The sequence below is a fragment of the Larkinella humicola genome, assembly GCF_008727875.1.
Lineage (GTDB): Bacteria > Bacteroidota > Bacteroidia > Cytophagales > Spirosomataceae > Larkinella > Larkinella humicola.
The window spans coordinates 188,754-208,576 of the sequence record NZ_VTWS01000003.1; the positions used below are offsets into that span (position 1 = coordinate 188,754).

The window sequence follows — 19,823 nt, forward strand, 5'->3', positions numbered from 1 at the left end:
TTTCTGGTGCTGTTTTGGTCCGAATGGACAAAGCAAAACCGTGCCGGCCAGATTGTCGGTAATTGGTTTGATTAAGGCTAAACGGAATGGTTGAACTGCGCTGAATTGCTCAGGCAGCGAACTCGGACCCTCCCTGCTCCATGCAGGAAATGCGTGATCCGGTCAGGGCTTTCCGGTAGTGCGGCCAGCGGATTGCCCTGTAGAAAGAAAGAAGTCACTGTGGTTTGTTGATAAATCAAAAGTAAGCAAAACAATATATTTGCCAAATTAAATTGTCACTTTTTTAAGTATATACGTACAAAATTTTCAAAAAAATATCATTTGCCAAATGTAACCATTGGTAACGTAAAATTATTTCTCTTTAAAATCCAATAGATAGAAACGCGGATTGAACGGATGCAACGGATTCCCACGGATAAAATCGGCTTCAATCCGTTATATCCGTCCAATCCGCGTTTCTATCTATTGCCGGTTGTTCTTTTCGCCGACATACCGCTCGAAGAACTCGTAAATCCGCAGCATCCGGTCGATCCGCTGCCGAACGTTTCCGGTTCGGCTCATCTCGTGTGTACCACCGGGCATCCGCACGTATTCGACCGGGCGACCCAGTATTTTCAGACTCTTGTAAAGCATTTCACTCTGGATGACGCCCGTCCGCAGATCGTTTTCGCCGTGTTTGATCAACAGGGGCGTTTTGATGTTTTCGACAAACGTGTACGGCGAATTGGCTTCCAGCGTTTCTGCAACCTGCTTTTGCCACGGATAACCCCCGAAATAGTTTGGAACCAGCCGCCACGCATTGCCTTCGCCCATGAAGGTCGTGAGGTCATACACCCCGCGCTGCGAAAAAGCCGCCTTGAAACGGTTGTCGTGGGCCACAATCCAGGCCGTCAGATAGCCCGCATACGAACCGCCCGTAATCACCTGCCGGCTCGTATCGACCCAGGCTTCTCTGGCGGCATCGGTCGCGGCTGCCAGCACGTCTTCAGTCGGGCCGGTTCCCCAGTCTTTGACGTTGGCGCGTTGAAAATCAATTCCGTAGCCGCCCGATCCTCGCGGATTGGCATACACCACGCCGTAGCCCTGCGAGCAGAAATACTGAAATTCGTGCCACATCGACGCTTCGCCGGGTCCCCACATCGCCGTCGGGCCACCGTGCATGTTGAGCAGTAAGGGGTATTTTTTCGTGGAAGCGGACGCTTCGTTTGCGGCCATTGCCGTGGGCTTCATAATCCAGTACTCGACCGTCTGCCCTTTCGAATTTTTATAGGTCCGTTTTTCCGGAAAACTCAACGCTTTTCCGGCCACCCAGTCGTTGTGATTGCTCAGTTTAACCGCATTGGCGGTAAGCGGTTTTTGCGTCGTAGCACCCGTATAAGCTGCCAAGTACAGTTCCGATGGATTGGCGACGGCGGTTTTGGCAAACACCACCTGATCGCCCGCCAGATCGAACGCACTAATTCCACTGTCGAAATCCGACAATTGCGTTACTTGCTTTGTGGCCGGATCAAGCCGGTAGAGTGGCGCTCCGCCGTTCGATGAGGCTGTAAAAAATACCGCATACGCTGTTGTTGAGGTGCCTTTTTTCTTTTTCGAACCCGCCACCGCTCCCCATTTCAGATTGCCGGCTGCCCGGTCGAAGGCAACCACCTGTAAATCAGAAACCGACGTACCGTTTAGGGCAGCCATGGCAAGCTGCCCGGCATTAACGCCCTGCGCCGAATTGGTCAGCAAAACCAACTGGCGACCATCGGGCGAAACCGAGGGCGAGAAATACGTTTTCCCGGCTTCCGATAACAGGCTGATCCGTTTGCCCGACCCATCGGCGGCCAGCCAGATCAGCGCGGCATCCTGCTCCCGGTCGGGATGCCGGAGGGTGTCGCGGTCGGTTACGGCCAGAATCCCCTGCCCGTCGGGCATCCAGACCGGGGCCTGAAACGAATAAAAACCGCGCGTCAACGGTTTCGGCGTTGCGTTCTCTTTGACCTCAACGGCATACAGGTGCGTAAAACTCAGCTCGGGTTCGGTGGTCGATTCGCCCTGAAAATTGAGCCGGTTGATGACTTTTGCTTTTTTATCCTCCACATCCTTGTTCAGATAGGCCCGGATTTCGGCCAGCGATCCGTCGGGATTCGCCTTCACGGTTTTGTCCGGTTTGATAAACTCATTGGTGGCAAAACCCGGTTTTTCCAACGACCAGGCCGGCAGGGTTTTCCCCTGGTTCAGCAGCGAATCTTTCAGAATATCGGACAAGGAAGCACTGGTGGTAAACAGAATCTGTTTGCCGTCCGGTGACCATTGCGGACTGGAAGCTCCGTAGCTCAGTTTGGTCAACTGCCAAGCTTCGCCCCCATCGAGCGGCATCACAAAAATCTGCGATTTGCCTTTCACCGTCCGCACAAACGCAATCGACTGGCCATCGGGCGACCAGTCGGGCTGCCGGGCGCTTTCGCTGCCGTTGGTCAGCGGTTTTGGATCACCGGGCTTTAAGCCGGTTAGGAAGATATGGGTCTTATACTCGTATTCGTCTTTTTTCTCGGCATCCGGTTCAATCGTCGTCAGTGTATAAACCGCGTGTTTACCATCGGGCGAGGTTTTGACACCCCCAACCTGCCGGATGCGGGTCAGGTCGGTCACGGTAATCTTCTGTTTGCCGGTTTGGGCGTGAGCGTACGGAAACAACAGCCCGAAAGCGGCTGTGAGGAGGAGAAGTTTCTTCATGAGTTTGTTTCTGAATGACTCCCGAAGATAACAAAAAGCCGATCTCTACCAACCACCCAAAGCCTGAAAGGCTTACATCACTAGCCCCGGATGTTATCCGGGGAGGGCGTTACCCCGACGGAGTTATACCATCGGGACATGATTCAACCCTTTCAGGGTTGGGACGCACTCGGAACGTGGCGGATGGCCCCGGCTTACATCCGGGGTTAATGATATAAGCCTTTCAGGCTTCACGTTGCTGGCCAAAATTGCAATTCGGAGAGACTACAACCCGACGTGGTAGTCATACCCACGTTCGGCCCAGAAGTCGCGGGGGCGTTCGTCGCTGAACCAGAGGCTGCCGATGCGTTTCAGGTTTTTGACGCCGTATTTCACCGGAATAATCAGACGCAGGGGCGCGCCGTGCAGATCGGTCAGCGGCTGGTCGTTCATCTCGTAGGCCAGAATCGTTTGCGGATGCAGGGCGCTGGGCGTGTCGATGCCGACGTAATAGCCACCATCGGGCGTTTTCATGCCGACGTACGGATACCACGCTTCCGAGCCGTCTTTCTGCCCCAACTGGTATTTTTTGGCAAATTCGGCAAAGTTCACCCCGCCCCAATGTTGAATCTGACTCCAGCCTTCGATGCACTTGAACTCATAAATGATCTCCTGCCTGGGCAACGCTTTCAGCTCGTCGAGCGAAATCAACCGGGCTTTCCGGCCCGGTTGCTCCACTTTCAGTCGCCAGGCGTCTTTATCGATCGCGCTCCGCAAACCGTCCCGGCCATTCACCCGCACGTTTTTAACCGCCCAGTCTTTCGGAAACGTCGGTGCCAGATTTGCGTTGCTGAAATAGCCGTTGGCCACCTCTTCGTTCACCTTCAGCACTTCGCGGAACACCTTCGGCAACCCGGCTTCTTTGGGTTGGATCTTGATCCATTTCCAGAGGCTAAAGGGAATAACACCAGCCAGACCGAACAACGCAAACGCTTTCAGGGTCCGACGCCGGATCTGCTGGTCGGAGGTTAGCTCTTCGCGATGCGGCTTTTTTTCGGGAAGCTTTTCTTCGGTATCGTCAACAGTAGCCATAGTGGTTCAGGATTAGTCAGGCCGGGGTGGTCGGGGCTGGGGGCGTTTTTTCAGGCAGTTTCTTTTCGACTTCAAAACCGGTTACCATCGCCTGAAAATTGTTCCAGCCCGCCCGGACGACCTGAAAAATATGGATAACAAAAAACAGAACGTAGCCGATGGTCAGAATGAAATGCCACATCCGGGCGTTCTCGTAGCCGCCCGTCAAAGTCGTCAGTCCCGAAAACTGTGTGGGTTTGTAAATCGCCAAACCGGTTAGCAGCGAACCAATGCCCATTAGCAAAATGACCGTGTACGCAATCCGCTGCGCGCCGTTGTATTTCACCTGCGGAGGGGCGGTTTTTCGAATGCCCAGATCATGCAATATTACCTGCCAGGCTTCCCGAAACGACCGTCGGTTGGGCAGCAAAAACCGCCATTCACCCGAAACAAAAGTATAGAGAACGTACAAAGCCCCGTTGATCGTGAACAGCCACATGAAAACAAAATGCCACGACATGCCCTCGGCCAGCCGCCGACGCAGGTTTAGGGCCTGAATAAACCAGTTCGGAAAAAATTTGAACAGAACGGTATCGCCGATCTGGATTTTGTAGGGCTGGTAGGCCCAGTAGATCAGTAAACCGCTCCAGATCATGATGACCAGAATCGGGAAGTTGATCCAGTGAAACCAGCGGATCGCCAGCGGGTGTTTGTGGACGATTCGCTTCATTTCCCGACGAGTTCTTTCACCAGCCGATCCGCTTTGTAGATGTAGCGCATCGCTGCCACAATAGCTCCGGTATTGACCGAAACCGTCCGGTTTTTATCGGGAACAAAAATGAAACTTCCCGGCAGGCTTTCCATGTTGCCGTCGAAAGCCAGCCCGACGGCTTCGCGGTTTTTGTTGATCAGCGGGCTGCCCGAATTGCCGCCAATGATGTCGTTCGTAGATACAAAACACATCGACTGACGCAGCAATTCGGCCGGGGGAGCCAGCCAGCGTTTGGGCAAGGCCCACGGAAATTTGCCGTTGAAGGAATAATACCGGTCGTATAGTCCGGCGAAAGTGGTTTGATACGGCGCAACAGTTCCGTTGTACGGAAATCCTTTTACGATGCCGTCGTTGATCCGCAGCGAGAACGTCGCGTCGGGCGGAATTCCGGTTCCGTAGACTTCATACAACAGCCGCCCCAGGTTACTCCGCAACACCGTCTGCCGACCGGTAATGGCCTTCACGGCGGCTGATGCCTGCTGGTAGCGCGGCACCGAAATCCGCGACAGGGCCAGCAACGGATCGTTGTCGGCGCTGATGGCCGCCGGGCCTTTTGTCACCAGATCGTTCACGTAGCCCTGGTCGTTCAGTTTCGTATTGTTCATCAAATAGGCAGCCGCTTCTTTGGGCGATTTGCCATTCAGGGCCGCTTTGATGTAGGGGTCGTCGTTGCCCAAAGCCGCCTGGGCTTCGGTCAGGTGAGCCGCCAGATAGGCTTCTTCCAGCGCCCGGTCGGTCAATTTAGGGGTTTGTAGCAACTCCTTGATCTGCTCGGCCCGACCGGGATTCTGGCGGGCCGCGTCGGCATACGTAATCAGCAAATGGGCAAATACCAGCAAATCCCCCCGCGCCAGTTCGCTGGGCGACAGGTAGGTATTGTCCTTATAGTATTTCCGTAGATCGCCCACGTTGGTGGCAATGTTGTCCCAGAGTTTCAGGTTGATATCGACCTTCGATCCGGCAGCGCCATTGGCCGCGTCGCTCTTCTGGCCGGAACCCGTACTCACTTTCGCCTGGCCGCGCCCGCCTTCCAGCCTCTGGGCGTCGGCTTTGAACTGCTGCTCGAAAGCGCCTTTCCGGGCCAGCAAATACGGATCGCGCAGGCCTTCCAACTGACCGCCGTAGGCTTTCAGGCTGTTTTCAAAACTGAAAATTTCGTTCTGGATGCTGTCGCTTTTCGCGGTGGCATTGTAAATCTGCAACGCATCGGCGCGGTTGCGGAGCAGTTGCAGGATGTACGGTATTTTCAGGTCGCGGTCGAATTCCAGTTCGGCCACGGTTTTCAGTCGCTCGGTGCTGCCCGGATTCCCGGTTACAAAAACCGGTTCGTTTTCCTTGATCCCGTTGGGATTGAACTTGAAAAAATGCGTCGTTTTCAGCGGTTTTCCGTTGTCATAGACCCGAAAAAACGAAAAATCCAGGGCGTAGCGCGGATAGGTGAAGTTGTCGGGATCACCACCAAAAAAACCGAGTTGCAATTCGGGCATCAACACCAGCCGGACGTCGTTGTAGCGTTTGAAACCGTAGAGCGAATACCGCCCGCCGTTGTAGAACGTAATCGTTTGCAGTTCAAGGCCTTTCCATTCCGGCTGGCTACCAAATTCCTGCTTGATGGTTGCAAACTCCCGCTCGCGCATCTGCAGTTGTTCGGCTTCGGATTTTCCCAACGCCATCGCGGCCTGTATGCGGGTGGTGATGTCTTCGATTTTCAGCAACTGATCGACGTACAGATTCTCCACTTTCCGTTCTTCGGCAAAGGTTTTGGCAAAAAAACCGGTGCTGTTCAGGTCTTCGCCTTTCCGCTGTACGCCCGTTCCCGACTCCCGCGCGCAGTGGTGATTGGTCATTACCAGACCATTCGCAGAAACGAACGACGCCGAGCAGTAATCGGCAAACCGTAGCGATGCCAGCCGCACCTCGTCAAACCATTTCTGATCGGGTGTAAAACCGTATGTTTTCTGGAAATACTCCTGAGGTGGATTGTCGAACGTCCACATCTTGCCCATATCGAACAGCCCGGCTTTCACCGTATCGGGGTTGAGTGTAGGTTGGGCAGAAGCCGTAAGTGAGCTAACGACCAAAAAAGTAGCCAGCAGAATTCTAACAGAAGAATTTATCATAGTCAATCATTGAAATCACGGGAATCATAGTAAGGCAATGTTAACCGATTTCATTCTTCATTACAAACTCTTCAGCGTCTTTGTCATCTTTTCTGACAAAAGGTCTGATGATCAGCCGGGTACCACGCTCGTAAGTAAACAGGCGGTAAATCCAGTTGCTCAGAACGACCAGTTTACTCCGAAAACCGATGAGGTAATAAATATGCACAAACAGCCACGCCACCCACGCCACAAAACCGCTGAGGTGCAGATTGCCCGGCAAATCGGCGACGGCCCGAACGCGGCCAATGATGGCCAGCGAGCCTTTGTCAAAATAATCAAATGGGGTCATTTCCTCCTTGCGAATCAGTCGGCGCAGGTTTTTCGCCAGGTGCTGTCCCTGCTGAATCGCCGGTTGCGCCACGCCCGGATGCCCGTTCGGCCATTTTTCGGATTTCATAAAGGCAATGTCGCCAATGGCAAAAATATCGCTGTAGCCGACTACCTGGTTGAATTCATTGACCGTTACGCGGCCCCCGCGCACAATGCTTTCTTTCGGCAACCCATCGATGAGCGCGCCCGTGACCCCAGCCGCCCACACGACCGTCTGCGACCGGATTTGCTCCCCGGTTTTGAGCGTCACCACGTCGCCGTCGTAGGAATCGACCAGGCTTTTCAGCTTGATGATCACGCCCATGTCTTCCAGGTATTTCTGCGTTTTGGCACTGGCTTCCGGCGACATCGGCGGCAAAACCCGCTCCAGCCCTTCCACCAGATAGATGTTCATCTTGCTGAAATCCAGACCCGGATAGTCGCCCGGCAGAACGTGTTTTCGCATTTCGGCCAGCGAACCCGCCATTTCGACGCCCGTTGGTCCGGCCCCGACAATCACGAAATTCAGCAAACCTTCCCGGTTTTCGGGATCGACCGTAATGCTGGCCTGCTCAAACGACTGGAGCAACTGGCTGCGGAGGTTCAGTGCTTCGGGAATGGTTTTGAGCGAAAAAGAATATTTCTGAACCTGTTCATTCCCGAAAAAATTAGCCTTCGTTCCCGTCGCAATGACCAGATAATCGTAATGAAGATCGCCGATCAACGTCTTCACGGTTTTTGCCACCGGATCGACGCCAAGAACCCGCACCAGCCGGAAGTGAAAATCCTCGTATTCTTCGTCGAACATCTTGCGGATTGGCTCGGCAATGGCGTCAGGCTCCAGCCCGGCGGTGGCCACCTGATAGAGCAGCGGCCAGAAACCGTGGTAGTTCTGTTTATCAAACATCACAATCTGAAAGTCTTTGCCGTTCAGCTTTTTCACCAGATTGAGCCCGCCAAAACCGCCACCGATGACGACCACCCGCGGTTTGGTTGTTTCGGGAATATTGAGTGAAAGCTTATCAAAATTCAGCATGATCGTAGGGTTCTATCGAGTTGTTAGGTTGGTAACTCTTCACCAGCGAAACTGTTAACTTCAGTCTCTGTTATACTTTTTGAATACCTTCTATCGTACTAACAAAGAATAAGCTCATTGAATGCCTGAATGAAGTATTTCTTCCTGTTTTATTTTGTGTTTTTGATGGGCGGTTTTATCGCCCTCGCCCAGCCTTCTTCTTCCCGGTCCGTCGCGACGGTGAGCGGCTATGTGCGCGAAAAAGGGAGCAGCGAAGCCCTCATTGGCGTTAATGTCTACCTGCCCGGCACCCCAACCGGCACCGTTACCAACACCTACGGTTTTTATTCGCTAACCATTCCCATTCGGGATAGCCTGACCCTGTCGTTCTCGTTTGTGGGGTACGAAAGCAGTCAGGAAACGCTGGCGTTCCGGAAAAATACCGTGCTCGACGTTCAGTTGACGCCCGGTCGTTTGCTCTCTGAAGTGATCGTGACCGGCAATCGCAGCGAAGAAAAAGTGAGCGAAAGCCCGCAGATGAGTAAAATTGACGTTCCGGTGGCCCAAATCAAGAAAATACCGGCTTTTCTGGGCGAAAAAGACGTTCTGAAAGTGCTACAACTCATGCCGGGCGTGCAGAAAGGCTCCGAAGGCAGCACCGGGATTTACGTGCGCGGGGGCGGCCCCGATCAGAACCTGATCATTGTCGATGATGCGATTGTGTACAATGCCAACCACCTCTTCGGCTTTTTCTCGGTTTTCAACGGCGATGCCCTCAAGAGCGTGGAGCTGATCAAAGGCGGTTTTCCGGCGCGGTATGGCGGGCGGCTGTCGTCGGTGATCGAAATGAACATGAAGGAAGGCAACAAGGAAAAACTCCACGGCGAAGGCGGCATTGGCCTGATTGCCTCCCGGCTGACGCTGGAAGGGCCGCTGACCAAAAAGAAATCGGGGGCGGGGTCGTCGTCGTTTCTGGTGTCGGCCCGCCGGACGTACCTGGATTTTGTGGCCCGGCCCCTCATCAAACAGCAAACCGATGGGCAGATTGTGGCCGGATACTACTTCTACGATCTGAACGCCAAAGCCAATTACGACTTCGGACCCAAAAACAAGTTGTACCTGAGCGGTTATTTCGGCCAGGACCGGTTTTATGTCGACGATCAGGAAACCGCCACCAAAATCAACCTCGACTGGGGTAACACCACGGCGACGCTCCGCTGGAATCACCTGTTTTCGCAACGGCTTTTTTCCAACCTCTCGCTGATTTTCAGCAATTACAAATTCCAGATTTCGTCGGACGAGCAGGATTTGCAAACGGCCGACCAGTTTTCGCTGCGCTACAGTTCCGGCATTCGGGATTTTTCGCTGAAATACGATGTCGATTATTATCCGTCTCCCCGGCATTCGATCCGGTTTGGTGTTCAGACCATTGCCCACCGGTTTACGCCCAGCGCGGTGGTTTTGCAAAATACGCTAATCAATCAGTTTACCACCCGAATCGACGCCATCGACGTCGTGGAATCCGGTTTATATGCCGAAGACAACTGGCGGCCCAACGAGCACTGGCGCATCAACGCCGGGATTCGGCTGAGCCATTTCATCCAGAAACAGGTGAATTATGTCCGGCCCGAACCGCGCATTTCGGCGGCATACGTCATAAAACCGTCGCTGTCGGTCAAGGCGTCGTACGCGCTGATGAACCAGTATGTGCATCTGCTGTCCAATACGGGAATTGGTTTGCCGACCGATTTGTGGGTGCCGACCACCGATCAGGTAAAACCGCAGCAATCGCAGCAGGTGGCCGTCGGCATCGCCAAAGATTTTGCCGACAAAGGCACAACCCGCGGACTGACGCTGACCGTGGAAGGGTATTACAAGACGATGAACAACATCATCAATTACCGCGAAGGAGCCAGCTTTCTGCTGATCAACAGCCCGGAATCGGCTAATCAGGTGCGCTGGGAAGACAACGTGACGGCTGGCAAAGGCTGGTCGTATGGCGCGGAGGTTTTGTTGCAAAAGAAACTGGGGCGGTTTACGGGCTGGACCGGCTACACGCTGTCGTGGACGCAGTGGCAGTTTCCGGAACTGAATTTCGGAAAGAAGTTTTACCCCCGCTACGACCGGCGGCACGACATTTCGGTGGTCGGGATTTACGAAATCAATCCGCGCATTACGCTCTCGGGAACCTGGGTCTACGGAACCGGCAATGCGCTGACGGTTCCGCTGGCGAAATACCAGGCCGCAACACACCAGGTCAATCCGATTGTCAACAACGACAACTCGTTCATCAACCAGTTTTTCAGCTACGGCCGGGCCGTGAACGACTACAGCGAGAAGAACAGTTTTCGGGCCGAGGCTTACCACCGCATGGATATTGGTATCCAGTTTCACAAGAAAAAACGACACCACGAGCGTACCTGGGAGGTCAGCGTCTATAACCTCTACAACCGCCGAAATCCGTTTTTCTACCAACTGAACACGGTGACGAACGAACAGACCAACCAGCCGACCAAAACGGTTTTTCAACGCTATTCCGTATTCCCGATTGTTCCATCGGTTACCTACGGCTTTAAATTTTAACCGGTTATGATGCTTCGTTTGTCATCTTTTTCTGTACTGCTGCTGCTGGTTATGATGGCCTGTCAGAATCTGGTGGCTGAAATTGACCCCAGCAAACTGCCGCCCATCGACCGCAAGCTGGTGGTGAACGGTTATTTGTCGCCCCAGGATACGGTGCTGGCGGTATCGGTTTCGAGTTCGCAGACGGTTTTGGGCGACATCGTCACCGACTCGGTCAATACGGTTCGGGAAGCCACCGTTCGCATAGCCAGTGAAGGAAAAACCGTGACCCTGGTTTTCGACCCGGCGTTGCGGGTATATACCGCCGACGTGCGGCAGTTGCCGGTTTTGGTGGGAAAAACGTACACGCTTCAAGTCGGCGCACCGGGTTTTGAAACCGTCTCCAGTTCCTGTACGATTCCGGCCAACATACCGGTTTCCGAACTAAGACTCGATTCCTCCCAATCCTACGTTGGGCCGGGTCTTGCCCCCATCTGGCAGTACAACGTCCGGGCGATCTGGCAGGACCCGGCGGGTCAGACCAATTATTACCGGGTGGCTGGTTACGGCGAGTGCCTCAATTGGCCGCCCCGCTTCCCGGAAGCCCACATTGACACCACCGGGTCCAAAGTGCTGATGCGGGGACTCATCGGTTTTGGCCGACAGGATCAATACATTTCCGACCAGAATCAGGATGGGCAATTGCTATTGTCGGTGCGGGGCGACGTGCCTCTGAACTTCGATTATTCGTACTATGACAGCACCCGACAGAGGACGTACGCCGGAAGTTATGCATTTTCAAAACCGCTGACCATTCGGGTGTCGGTTTTGCAGGTTGATGAAAATTATTTTACCTACCACCGGGCGCGCCAGCAGCAACGCCAATCGCAGAACAATCCGTTTGCCGAGCCGGTGTTGATGCCCACCAACATTCAGGGTGGTCTGGGTTGCTTCGGGGCATACAACCGTTCGACGTTAGTGAAGATTGTGAAATGATAGGAACGCGGATTGAACAGATTTGTACAGATAAAATCCGTTTTGATCCGTTCCATCCGCCGAATCCGCGTTCCGATCCCCTGGTTAAAGCCTGTTCTTAAAAAGAGTTAATTTCCAACCTTTCCACACTTTTTTATCTCCTTCATCGTATACGGATTGAAGCATTTTCATTTGTACACAAAAACGATGAAACACTCGCTACTGTCTCTATTCATTTTCTTCTTTTCTGATTTGCCGGCCTGGGCGCAAAAACCGGCCAGCCGTTTCACCGTAAGCGGGTATGTCCGTGAAAAAGGGAGTCAGGAAGCCCTGATCGGCGTCAACATTTATCTGCCCGGCACCTCGACGGGAACCGTCACCAACACCTATGGCTTTTACTCCCTAACCCTTCCGGCGGAGGACAGCGTCACGCTGGCTTTTTCGTTCGTCGGCTACGAATCCGTGCAGCAAACCGTTGCTTTCCGGCGAAACGTTGAATTGAACATTCAGCTAACACCCGGTCGGGTGCTCTCGGAAGTGACCGTTACCGGCAATCGTACGGGCGAGGAGAAAGTCAGTGAAAGCGCCCGGATGAGCACCATCGATGTGCCGATTAACCAGATCAAGAAAATACCGGCTTTTCTGGGCGAGAAAGACGTGCTGAAAGTGCTGCAACTGATGCCGGGCGTGCAGAAAGGCTCCGAAGGCAGCACCGGGATTTACGTCCGTGGGGGCGGCCCCGACCAGAATCTGGTGATCATGGACGATGCCGTGGTCTACAACGCCAACCACCTGTTCGGCTTCTTCTCGGTTTTCAACGGCGATGCCCTCAAGAGCGTCGAACTGATCAAAGGCGGTTTTCCAGCGCGGTATGGCGGGCGGCTGTCGTCGGTGATCGAGATGAACATGAAGGAAGGCAACAAGGAAAAGCTCCACGGCGAAGGCGGCATTGGCCTGATTGCCTCCCGGCTGACGCTCGAAGGGCCATTGACCAAAAAGAAATCGGGGGCGGGGTCGTCGTCGTTTCTGGTGTCGGCCCGCCGGACGTACCTGGATATTGTGGCCCGGCCCCTCATCAAGCAGCAATCCAACGGGGAGACGATGGCGGGTTATTACTTCTATGATCTGAATGCCAAAGCCAATTACGATTTCGGTCCGAAAAATAAACTCTATCTGAGCGGTTATTTCGGCCAGGACCGGTTTTACGCCAATGACAAAAAAGAAGGAACGAACATTGGGCTGAACTGGGGGAATGCCACGGCTACCTTGCGGTGGAATCATCTTATTTCCGAAAAAGCCTTCTCCAATACCTCGCTCATTTTCAGCAATTACAAATTTCAGATTTCATCCGATGAGTTGAATTTTCAGGACCAGGAGGCCTTTTCGCTACGCTACCGTTCGGGTATCCGGGATTTTTCGATCAAGCACGACGTTGATTTTTATCCGTCTCCCCAGCATTCAATCCGGTTTGGTGTCCAGAGTACGTTTCACCGGTTTACGCCCAGCGCCGTGGTGTTGAAAAATACGGACATCAACCAGTTTAAACAGGAAGTGGACGCCATCGATGTCCTGGAGTCGGGACTGTACGCGGAAGATAACTGGCGACCAAACAGCCGCTGGCGCATTAATGGGGGCCTGCGACTGAGCCATTTTGTGCAGAAGCAGGTGAATTATTTCCGGCCCGAACCGCGCCTTTCGGCGGCATACATCCTTAAGCCCAGTTTGTCGGTCAAGGCATCGTATGCGCTCATGAACCAGTATGTGCATTTGCTTTCCAACACCGGAATCGGGTTGCCGACTGATTTGTGGGTGCCGACCACGGATCGCGTTAAACCGCAGCAGTCGGAACAAATCGCGGTTGGAATTGCCAAAGATTTTGCGGATAAAGGCGCCACCCGGGGGCTGACCCTGACCGTGGAAGGCTATTACAAAACGATGAATAACATCATTAACTACCGCGAAGGCGCCAGCTTTTTATTGCTCAATGATCCCACCTCGGCCGAAAAAGTGCGGTGGGAAGATAACGTAACCCGTGGGAAAGGCTGGTCGTACGGAGCGGAAGTGTTGTTACAGAAGAAGGTCGGCCGGTTTTCCGGCTGGGTGGGTTATACGCTGTCGTGGACGCAGTGGCAGTTTGCCGAATTAAACTTTGGCCAGAAATTCTTCCCCCGTTATGACCGGCGGCACGATGCGTCCATCGTCGGGATTTATGAACTTAGTCCGCGCATCACGCTTTCGGGAACCTGGGTGTACGGCACCGGCCAGGCCCTGACTGTCCCCACCAGCCACTACCAGGCCGTTACGCACCAGCCCCTGTACGACCCCTACTTCGGCAATGGGACGCCGTATCTGAATTTAGGCCGTCAGGTCGACGAATATGGCACCCAGAAGAACAGTTTCCGGGCCGAACCGTATCACCGCATGGATTTAAGTGTTCAGGTTCACAAAAAGAAAAAGCACCACGAACGTACCTGGGAATTCAGCGTCTATAACCTCTATAACCGCCGAAACCCTTTTTTTTACGGGCTTGGATCAAAGTCGCAGGGAGAAGGGCAACCGACCAAAACGGTCTTATACCGGTATTCCGTTTTCCCCGTTGTGCCATCGATCAGTTACAACTTCAAGTTCTGAAAATCGTATGAAAAACTGTATCGCTGTTTTGTGTTGCCTGAGCGGCCTGATAGCCTGCGAAAGTCTGAAGCAGGAAGTGGACCCCGCCCTGATCAAAACCGAAACCGAGAAGATTGTCGTAGCCTGCTTCATTGCTCCTCAGGATACGGTATTGACGGCGGAAGTCTCTCTGTCTAGACCGGTTCTGGGCGAAAATATCGGTTACGACAAGCGGGTGAGCAACGCAACCATTACCCTTTCAGATGGCGTTCGCTCGATTGTTTTCAATCGCCGTAACGGACAATACCAGGGACAATACTACTACGGAGCCGATCCGAAGAAGTTTCCGGTTGTCGCTGGTCAACGCTATACGCTGACCGTCCAAATCCCCGATGGGCGGAAAGTTGAAGCGGTTTGCACCGTTCCGAAGGCGGTTGTTCCCCGAGAAGTGGTACTGGATTCGATCCCAACGTTCGAGAATGGATTTTCCGGTAAAGACTATTTTGTGCGCTTAACCTGGCAGGATCCGGCGGGGGAAGAAAATTTTTACCGGGTTGCCGGTACACTCCATTATTTACCGATCCGGCCTAATTATCCCAATGCGCCCGAACCCCAGTGGCAGTCTACCTTGGTCGATTATCGTCGGAACACAGAAACCCGCGACCTGACGGACGACCGGCAACGCGATGGCGAAATGCTGAGCTCAGCACGCGGTTTTCTGGGAATTTTCGGAGGCCGTCAACAAATCCTGTTCCAGTATGCCCAACGCGCCTATTGTACCATCGATCTGCTCCATGTCGATGCCAATTATTATCAGTATCAGGAAGCCGTTCTACGCCAGAGCCAAACCGGTGACAATCCCTTTGCCGAGCCAGTTTTGGTTCCCACCAACATCCAGGGCGGTCTGGGCTGCTTCGGTGCCTACAACCGCTCGACGATTACGGCTACCCTAAAATAAGCACGGCTACGCATCCAAAACCGGGCGGTTTTCGTACACAGCAATACGAAACCATTGCATCGACATTGTCCGATAAATCGTATCTTGGGTAACTGATTTATCACCAACGTGCTGCCGGATGAAACGCCTGCTTAGCGTGCTGTGCCTGCTTGTTTCCGGCTTCAGCAGTCCGGGGCAGGATCGGCATACTGTCAGCGGTACGGCTTATGAAGAAGGCCGTGGCAATCCGCTGGCAGGCGTCAACGTTTACACGCCCAACCGAACAGCAGGTACCACAACTGATCTGAACGGTTTTTTCACCCTGACCCTCCCGGGTAACGACAGTCTGACGCTGGTTTTCTCTTCCGTAGGCTATCAGACGGTAACAAGAACCGTCTCTCTCCGAAGCGCGCAGCAACTAGTGGTTTTTCTGCCAATTGGGCAAACGTTGCGGGAATTAACGGTTCGTTCTGGAATGAATCAGCCGGTCATCAGCCGCATTCCGCAAATGAGCCAGCTCAGTATTTCGGGTCACCAAATCGAAAGAATACCGGCTTTGCTGGGCGAAAAGGACATTTTGCGGGTTTTACAACTCCTGCCGGGGGTACAGAAAGGTTCCGAAGGCACTACCGGAATTTATGTGCGCGGGGGTGGTCCCGACCAAAACCTGATTCTCCTCGACGATGCGGTACTCTACAATTCCGGCCATTTGCTGGGCTTTTTTTCGGCGTTCAACGGCAGCGTCGTCCGGAACATCGAACTGACCAAAGGCGGTTTTCCGGCGCGGTATGGCGGACGGCTGTCGTCGGTCATCGAAGTGACGACGAAGGAGGGCAATACGGAAAAACGGGCTGGAGAGGCCAGTCTGGGGCTGGTGGCTTCGCGCCTGCTGCTGGAAGGGCCGCTCGGCAAAAAACAGTCGGCGAAACACCCGGCCACCTTCCTGATTGCAGGTCGGCGAACTTACATCGATCTCGTCACCCGCCCGTTTGCCGCTTCCTCCCAATCGCAATCTCCCCGGAACACCACCTATTTTTACGATTTGAATGCCCGGTTGAACTACCGATTGAACCGCAAAGATCAGGTGTTCCTAAGCGGTTATTGGGGCCGGGATGCATTTTCCAACCGCCAGCAGTCTGGCAATAGCCCGTTGCAGGGAAGCCTTACCTGGCGCAACACAACGGGAACGCTCCGCTGGAATCACGCGGTCTCCGACCATTGGTTGGCCAATCTCTCGCTCGTTTACAATCAATACCGCCTGGCGGTTGCCAACGAAAGCGGCAGTCGCGATACATCGGCTTTGCGGTATTCACTCCGGTACCGCTCCGGAATTCGGGATCTGTCGCTGAAATACGCCGTCGACTATTTTCCGGAAAACCACCACTTTCGGTTCGGATTCCAAAGCACGCAACACCGGTTTACCCCCGGAGCCGTGGTGACAACGGGCGATGTCGACCCAGCCACACCACGCCTGTACATTGACGTGCTGGAATCGGGGCTGTACGCTGAAGATACCTGGAAACCGGCTTCCCGCTGGAACCTGAATGCCGGTTTTCGGCTCAGCCATTTCTTGCTGCTCCGAACGGGTTCGGTTGGCGGAAAGTCGGTCGAGCGACCCGAGGTTCCCGGACAGCGCACGGGCCGACCGATTCAGTATTTCCGGCCCGAACCCCGGCTATCGATGGCCTACCAGATCGATAGCACCACCGCGCTGAAAGTGTCGTGTGCACTGATGACGCAGTATACGCACCTGTTGTCGAACAACGGCATCGGTTTGCCCGCCGACCTCTGGATCCCGACCACCGACCGGATTCGTCCGCAACAGGCCCAACAGATTGCCATCGGTTTAGCGAAAGACTTTATTCGGCCCGAAAAAACCGCCCGAAACCTGACGCTGACACTCGAAGGGTATTACAAACGCCTGAAAAACAGCATCAGTTACACCGAAGGGGCGAGTTTCCTGACCACCGAAGCTACGCAGACCGCCGAGGCCAAACCCTGGGAAAGCAACATTACGGCCGGCCGGGGCTGGGCCTATGGGAGCGAAATTCTTTTGCAGAAAAAAACCGGGCGGTTTTCCGGCTGGGCGGGCTACACGCTTTCCTGGACGTGGTGGCAGTTTCCGGCCCTGAATGGGGGCGTGAAATTTCATCCGCGCTACGACCGTCGCCACGATGCCTCGCTGGTGGGTCTCTATGAACTCAAACCCGGCATCACGCTTTCAGGAACCTGGGTCTACGGAACCGGACAGGCACTGATGTTGCCCATTTCCCGGTTTTCCGGTTACGAAAACCGACCAACTTCCGCGGTGAACTCCGGCAATCCGCAACAGCAGTTGTTCGGAACGGCACCCAATGTCAAGGAATACGGCCCGCGAAACGGATTTCGGGCGGAGGCTTATCACCGGCTGGATGTCGGTTGCCGGTTTCACAAACAGCGAAAACACCACACCCGAACCTGGGAAATCGGGGTTTACAACCTGTATAACCGCCGGAATCCCTTTTACTATTCGCTGGAAGGCAAAGACCAGGGGGCGGGCAAGCATTCCAAAAGCGTGCTGTACAAATATTCACTTTTCCCGGCAGTTCCGTCGGTCAGTTATACGGTTTCATTTTGAAGACAAGGGTATGAAAAAGTGTGGATGGCTTATTGGTATTTTGGGGTTGGTTTCCTGCCAGAATCTGCGGCAGGAAGTGCAACCGCAGCAACTGGCGGCCCAGCCGGTCAAACTGCTGGTAGCCTGTTTTATTTCGCCCCAGGACACCGTGCTGGCGGCCAAAGTGGCGCGCTCCCGCCCGATTCTGGACGATGGAACCGTGACCAGTCTGGAGATTACCAACGCAACCGTGACCCTAAAAGCCGGTTCCCGTAGCATCGTCTTGACCTATCATTCCCGGCTCCGCTATTACCGGGCTTCTCCGAACCAGTTTCCGATTCGGGCCGGAGAGACGTACCAGTTGAGCGTGCAAACGCCGGATGGACAATCGGTGGAAGCCCGCACCACCGTACCGGAAGCGGTTGCGTTGCAGCAGGTTCGGCTGGATTCGGAAGTGGTTCTGGAAAACAAACAGGTGCGAAAACGGTTTTTTGCGCGGTATATCTGGTACGACCGTTCCGGACAACCCGATTATTATCAAACGGAAGGAACCATCACCTATCGCTGTGCCGGTTGTGCGCCCGACAAGACCATTCGCGAACCGGTTCAGTTTACTGGAAATCAGGGGTTGTATACCAATCAGGAAAGCAAGGGCGGGCGGATGGTTTCTGATCCTGGCTACCTGGGCGTTTCCATTCCGTCCAATCAGCCTTTTTTCCCGACGCTGTTCAGTAAACCGTTGGTGCTGACAGCCGATTTACGGCATATCAATGAGGATTATTACCGGTATCATCTGGCGTTAGGGCAACAGCAGGAAGTTGAAAGCAATCCGTTTGCAGAACCTGTACCGATTCCGACCAACATCCGGGGCGGTTTGGGTTGCTTCGGCGCGTACAGCCGTTCGACTCTGACGGTTAGACTGGATTAAACGCCAAAACATCGCAATACCTGTCAGGTTTTGGAAACCTGACAGGTATTGCGATGTTTTGGCGTTTTGGCTATCGCAGCGTTACGCGCTCTGCTCGTTGCTGTTCATCACTTCCGTCTGCTTCCGGATCGACTCCATGTGGATGATCTTGAAGATTTCTTCCACCAGTTCCGGATACAGGCCCATTTTCTGGCCCTGTTTTGCACGCGTTTCGTGAACTTCCTTCCAACGGTCGGGCTGGAAGACGGTTACGTTGTTCTCGCGTTTGTACTCGGCCAGTTTCTCCACGAGGGCCATGCGGGCCGCCAGCATCTCGACCAGTTGCCGGTCCACGTTATCAATTTTGCTCCGGATCTGCTCCATGGCACCCTGGAACTCGATGTTTTGCGAATCCACTTTGCGGATGTGCAGGTGCTCCAGCATTTGGCCGAAAGCCGCCGGCGTCAATTGCTGAGCCGCATCGCTCCAGGCATTGTCCGGATCGATGTGCGACTCTACGATCAAACCGTCGTAGTTCAAATCCATCTGCATTTGCGCCAGTTCCTGCAAATATGCCCGCTTACCGGCCATGTGGCTCGGATCGCCGATGATGGGCAGGTTTGGGAATGTCGATTTCAGTTCGATCGCGATTTGCCACAGCGGAATGTTGCGGTATTTGGAAGCCTCTCCGGTAGAGAAACCGCGGTGAATAGCACCCAGTTTGGTAATTCCCGCTCCGGCAATCCGTTCGAAAGCTCCAATCCAGAGTGCCAGATCCGGGTTAATTGGATTTTTCACCAAAACCGGCACATCGACGCCACGCAATGCATCCGCAATCTCCTGTACATTAAAAGGGTTTACCGTCGTGCGGGCCCCAACCCACAGGATGTCAACACCGTATTTCAACGCCAGTTCGATGTGCTCGGGGGTGGCTACTTCCACCGCAAACGGCAACCCGGTTTCGGCTTTGGCGCGCTGAATCCACGGCAAAGCCGCTTCTCCCATGCCTTCAAAGCTGCCAGGGCGCGTGCGGGGCTTCCATACACCGGCACGAATGACATGAACCGCACCCAATTGAGCCAACTGGCGGGCGGTTTCAACTAATTGCTCTTCGGTTTCGGCGCTGCACGGCCCCGATATAATGAGCGGTTTTCCGTTCGTCTCTATCCAGCTATTCAGCGGCAGGACTTCTAAACTTGGCTTCATA

12 protein-coding genes are annotated in these 19,823 nt (G+C 54.0%); 6 read left to right on the top strand and 6 right to left on the bottom strand.

The window, feature by feature from the left end:
- Nucleotides 1–462 precede the first annotated feature (462 nt).
- From F0P93_RS12925 to F0P93_RS12945, 5 genes are all read right to left on the bottom strand, one after another.
- Nucleotides 463–2,721, bottom strand: coding sequence for a S9 family peptidase (locus F0P93_RS12925; RefSeq protein ID WP_150876834.1), 2,259 nt, complete (start codon nucleotides 2,719–2,721; stop codon nucleotides 463–465).
- 264 nt (nucleotides 2,722–2,985) lie between these two features.
- On the bottom strand, nucleotides 2,986–3,792 hold the full coding sequence (locus F0P93_RS12930) for a molybdopterin-dependent oxidoreductase (RefSeq protein WP_150876835.1): 807 nt from the start codon (nucleotides 3,790–3,792) through the stop codon (nucleotides 2,986–2,988).
- A gap of 16 nt (nucleotides 3,793–3,808) precedes the next feature.
- Nucleotides 3,809–4,501 carry a cytochrome b/b6 domain-containing protein gene (locus F0P93_RS12935; RefSeq protein WP_150876836.1) on the bottom strand — a complete coding sequence of 231 codons (693 nt, stop codon included), beginning with the start codon at nucleotides 4,499–4,501 and terminating at the stop codon, nucleotides 3,809–3,811.
- The gene (locus tag F0P93_RS12940; RefSeq protein WP_150876837.1) at nucleotides 4,498–6,663 is read right to left on the bottom strand and encodes a S46 family peptidase; all 2,166 of its coding nucleotides are present in this window, start codon (nucleotides 6,661–6,663) and stop codon (nucleotides 4,498–4,500) included. Before F0P93_RS12940 ends, F0P93_RS12935 begins: the two co-directional genes overlap by 4 nt.
- 40 nt (nucleotides 6,664–6,703) lie before the next feature.
- Complete coding sequence (locus tag F0P93_RS12945) at nucleotides 6,704–8,050, bottom strand: NAD(P)/FAD-dependent oxidoreductase (protein WP_150876838.1); 1,347 nt, start codon at nucleotides 8,048–8,050, stop codon at nucleotides 6,704–6,706.
- A gap of 129 nt (nucleotides 8,051–8,179) precedes the next feature.
- Between F0P93_RS12945 and F0P93_RS12950 the strand changes: the two genes are divergently transcribed.
- The 6 genes from F0P93_RS12950 to F0P93_RS12975 all read left to right on the top strand — a co-directional run bounded on the left by F0P93_RS12950 (nucleotide 8,180) and on the right by F0P93_RS12975 (nucleotide 18,637).
- Nucleotides 8,180–10,612: a TonB-dependent receptor gene (locus F0P93_RS12950; protein ID WP_150876839.1), complete on the top strand. Its 2,433-nt coding sequence runs from the start codon at nucleotides 8,180–8,182 to the stop codon at nucleotides 10,610–10,612.
- 6 nt (nucleotides 10,613–10,618) lie between these two features.
- The gene (locus tag F0P93_RS12955; RefSeq protein ID WP_150876840.1) at nucleotides 10,619–11,587 is read left to right on the top strand and encodes a DUF4249 domain-containing protein; all 969 of its coding nucleotides are present in this window, start codon (nucleotides 10,619–10,621) and stop codon (nucleotides 11,585–11,587) included.
- Nucleotides 11,588–11,773: 186 nt separating this feature from the next.
- On the top strand, nucleotides 11,774–14,197 hold the full coding sequence (locus F0P93_RS12960; protein WP_150876841.1) for a TonB-dependent receptor: 2,424 nt from the start codon (nucleotides 11,774–11,776) through the stop codon (nucleotides 14,195–14,197).
- A gap of 7 nt (nucleotides 14,198–14,204) precedes the next feature.
- On the top strand, nucleotides 14,205–15,134 hold the full coding sequence (locus F0P93_RS12965; RefSeq protein ID WP_150876842.1) for a DUF4249 domain-containing protein: 930 nt from the start codon (nucleotides 14,205–14,207) through the stop codon (nucleotides 15,132–15,134).
- A gap of 118 nt (nucleotides 15,135–15,252) precedes the next feature.
- Complete coding sequence (locus F0P93_RS12970; RefSeq protein ID WP_150876843.1) at nucleotides 15,253–17,730, top strand: TonB-dependent receptor; 2,478 nt, start codon at nucleotides 15,253–15,255, stop codon at nucleotides 17,728–17,730.
- Between the two features lie 10 nt (nucleotides 17,731–17,740).
- Complete coding sequence (locus tag F0P93_RS12975; RefSeq protein WP_150876844.1) at nucleotides 17,741–18,637, top strand: DUF4249 domain-containing protein; 897 nt, start codon at nucleotides 17,741–17,743, stop codon at nucleotides 18,635–18,637.
- Between the two features lie 81 nt (nucleotides 18,638–18,718).
- On the opposite strand, the gene F0P93_RS12980 is transcribed toward F0P93_RS12975, so the two are convergent.
- Nucleotides 18,719–19,822: a chorismate mutase gene (locus tag F0P93_RS12980; protein WP_150876845.1), complete on the bottom strand. Its 1,104-nt coding sequence runs from the start codon at nucleotides 19,820–19,822 to the stop codon at nucleotides 18,719–18,721.
- Nucleotide 19,823: the final 1 nt, after the last annotated feature.

Coding starts and splice junctions, on each gene's coding strand:
- F0P93_RS12925 (WP_150876834.1), bottom strand. CDS start 2,721: ATGAAGAAACTTCTCCTCCTCACAGCCGCTTTCGGGCTGTTGTTTCCG.
- F0P93_RS12930 (WP_150876835.1), bottom strand. CDS start 3,792: ATGGCTACTGTTGACGATACCGAAGAAAAGCTTCCCGAAAAAAAGCCG.
- F0P93_RS12935 (WP_150876836.1), bottom strand. CDS start 4,501: ATGAAGCGAATCGTCCACAAACACCCGCTGGCGATCCGCTGGTTTCAC.
- F0P93_RS12940 (WP_150876837.1), bottom strand. CDS start 6,663: ATGATAAATTCTTCTGTTAGAATTCTGCTGGCTACTTTTTTGGTCGTT.
- F0P93_RS12945 (WP_150876838.1), bottom strand. CDS start 8,050: ATGCTGAATTTTGATAAGCTTTCACTCAATATTCCCGAAACAACCAAA.
- F0P93_RS12950 (WP_150876839.1), top strand. CDS start 8,180: ATGAAGTATTTCTTCCTGTTTTATTTTGTGTTTTTGATGGGCGGTTTT.
- F0P93_RS12955 (WP_150876840.1), top strand. CDS start 10,619: ATGATGCTTCGTTTGTCATCTTTTTCTGTACTGCTGCTGCTGGTTATG.
- F0P93_RS12960 (WP_150876841.1), top strand. CDS start 11,774: ATGAAACACTCGCTACTGTCTCTATTCATTTTCTTCTTTTCTGATTTG.
- F0P93_RS12965 (WP_150876842.1), top strand. CDS start 14,205: ATGAAAAACTGTATCGCTGTTTTGTGTTGCCTGAGCGGCCTGATAGCC.
- F0P93_RS12970 (WP_150876843.1), top strand. CDS start 15,253: ATGAAACGCCTGCTTAGCGTGCTGTGCCTGCTTGTTTCCGGCTTCAGC.
- F0P93_RS12975 (WP_150876844.1), top strand. CDS start 17,741: ATGAAAAAGTGTGGATGGCTTATTGGTATTTTGGGGTTGGTTTCCTGC.
- F0P93_RS12980 (WP_150876845.1), bottom strand. CDS start 19,822: ATGAAGCCAAGTTTAGAAGTCCTGCCGCTGAATAGCTGGATAGAGACG.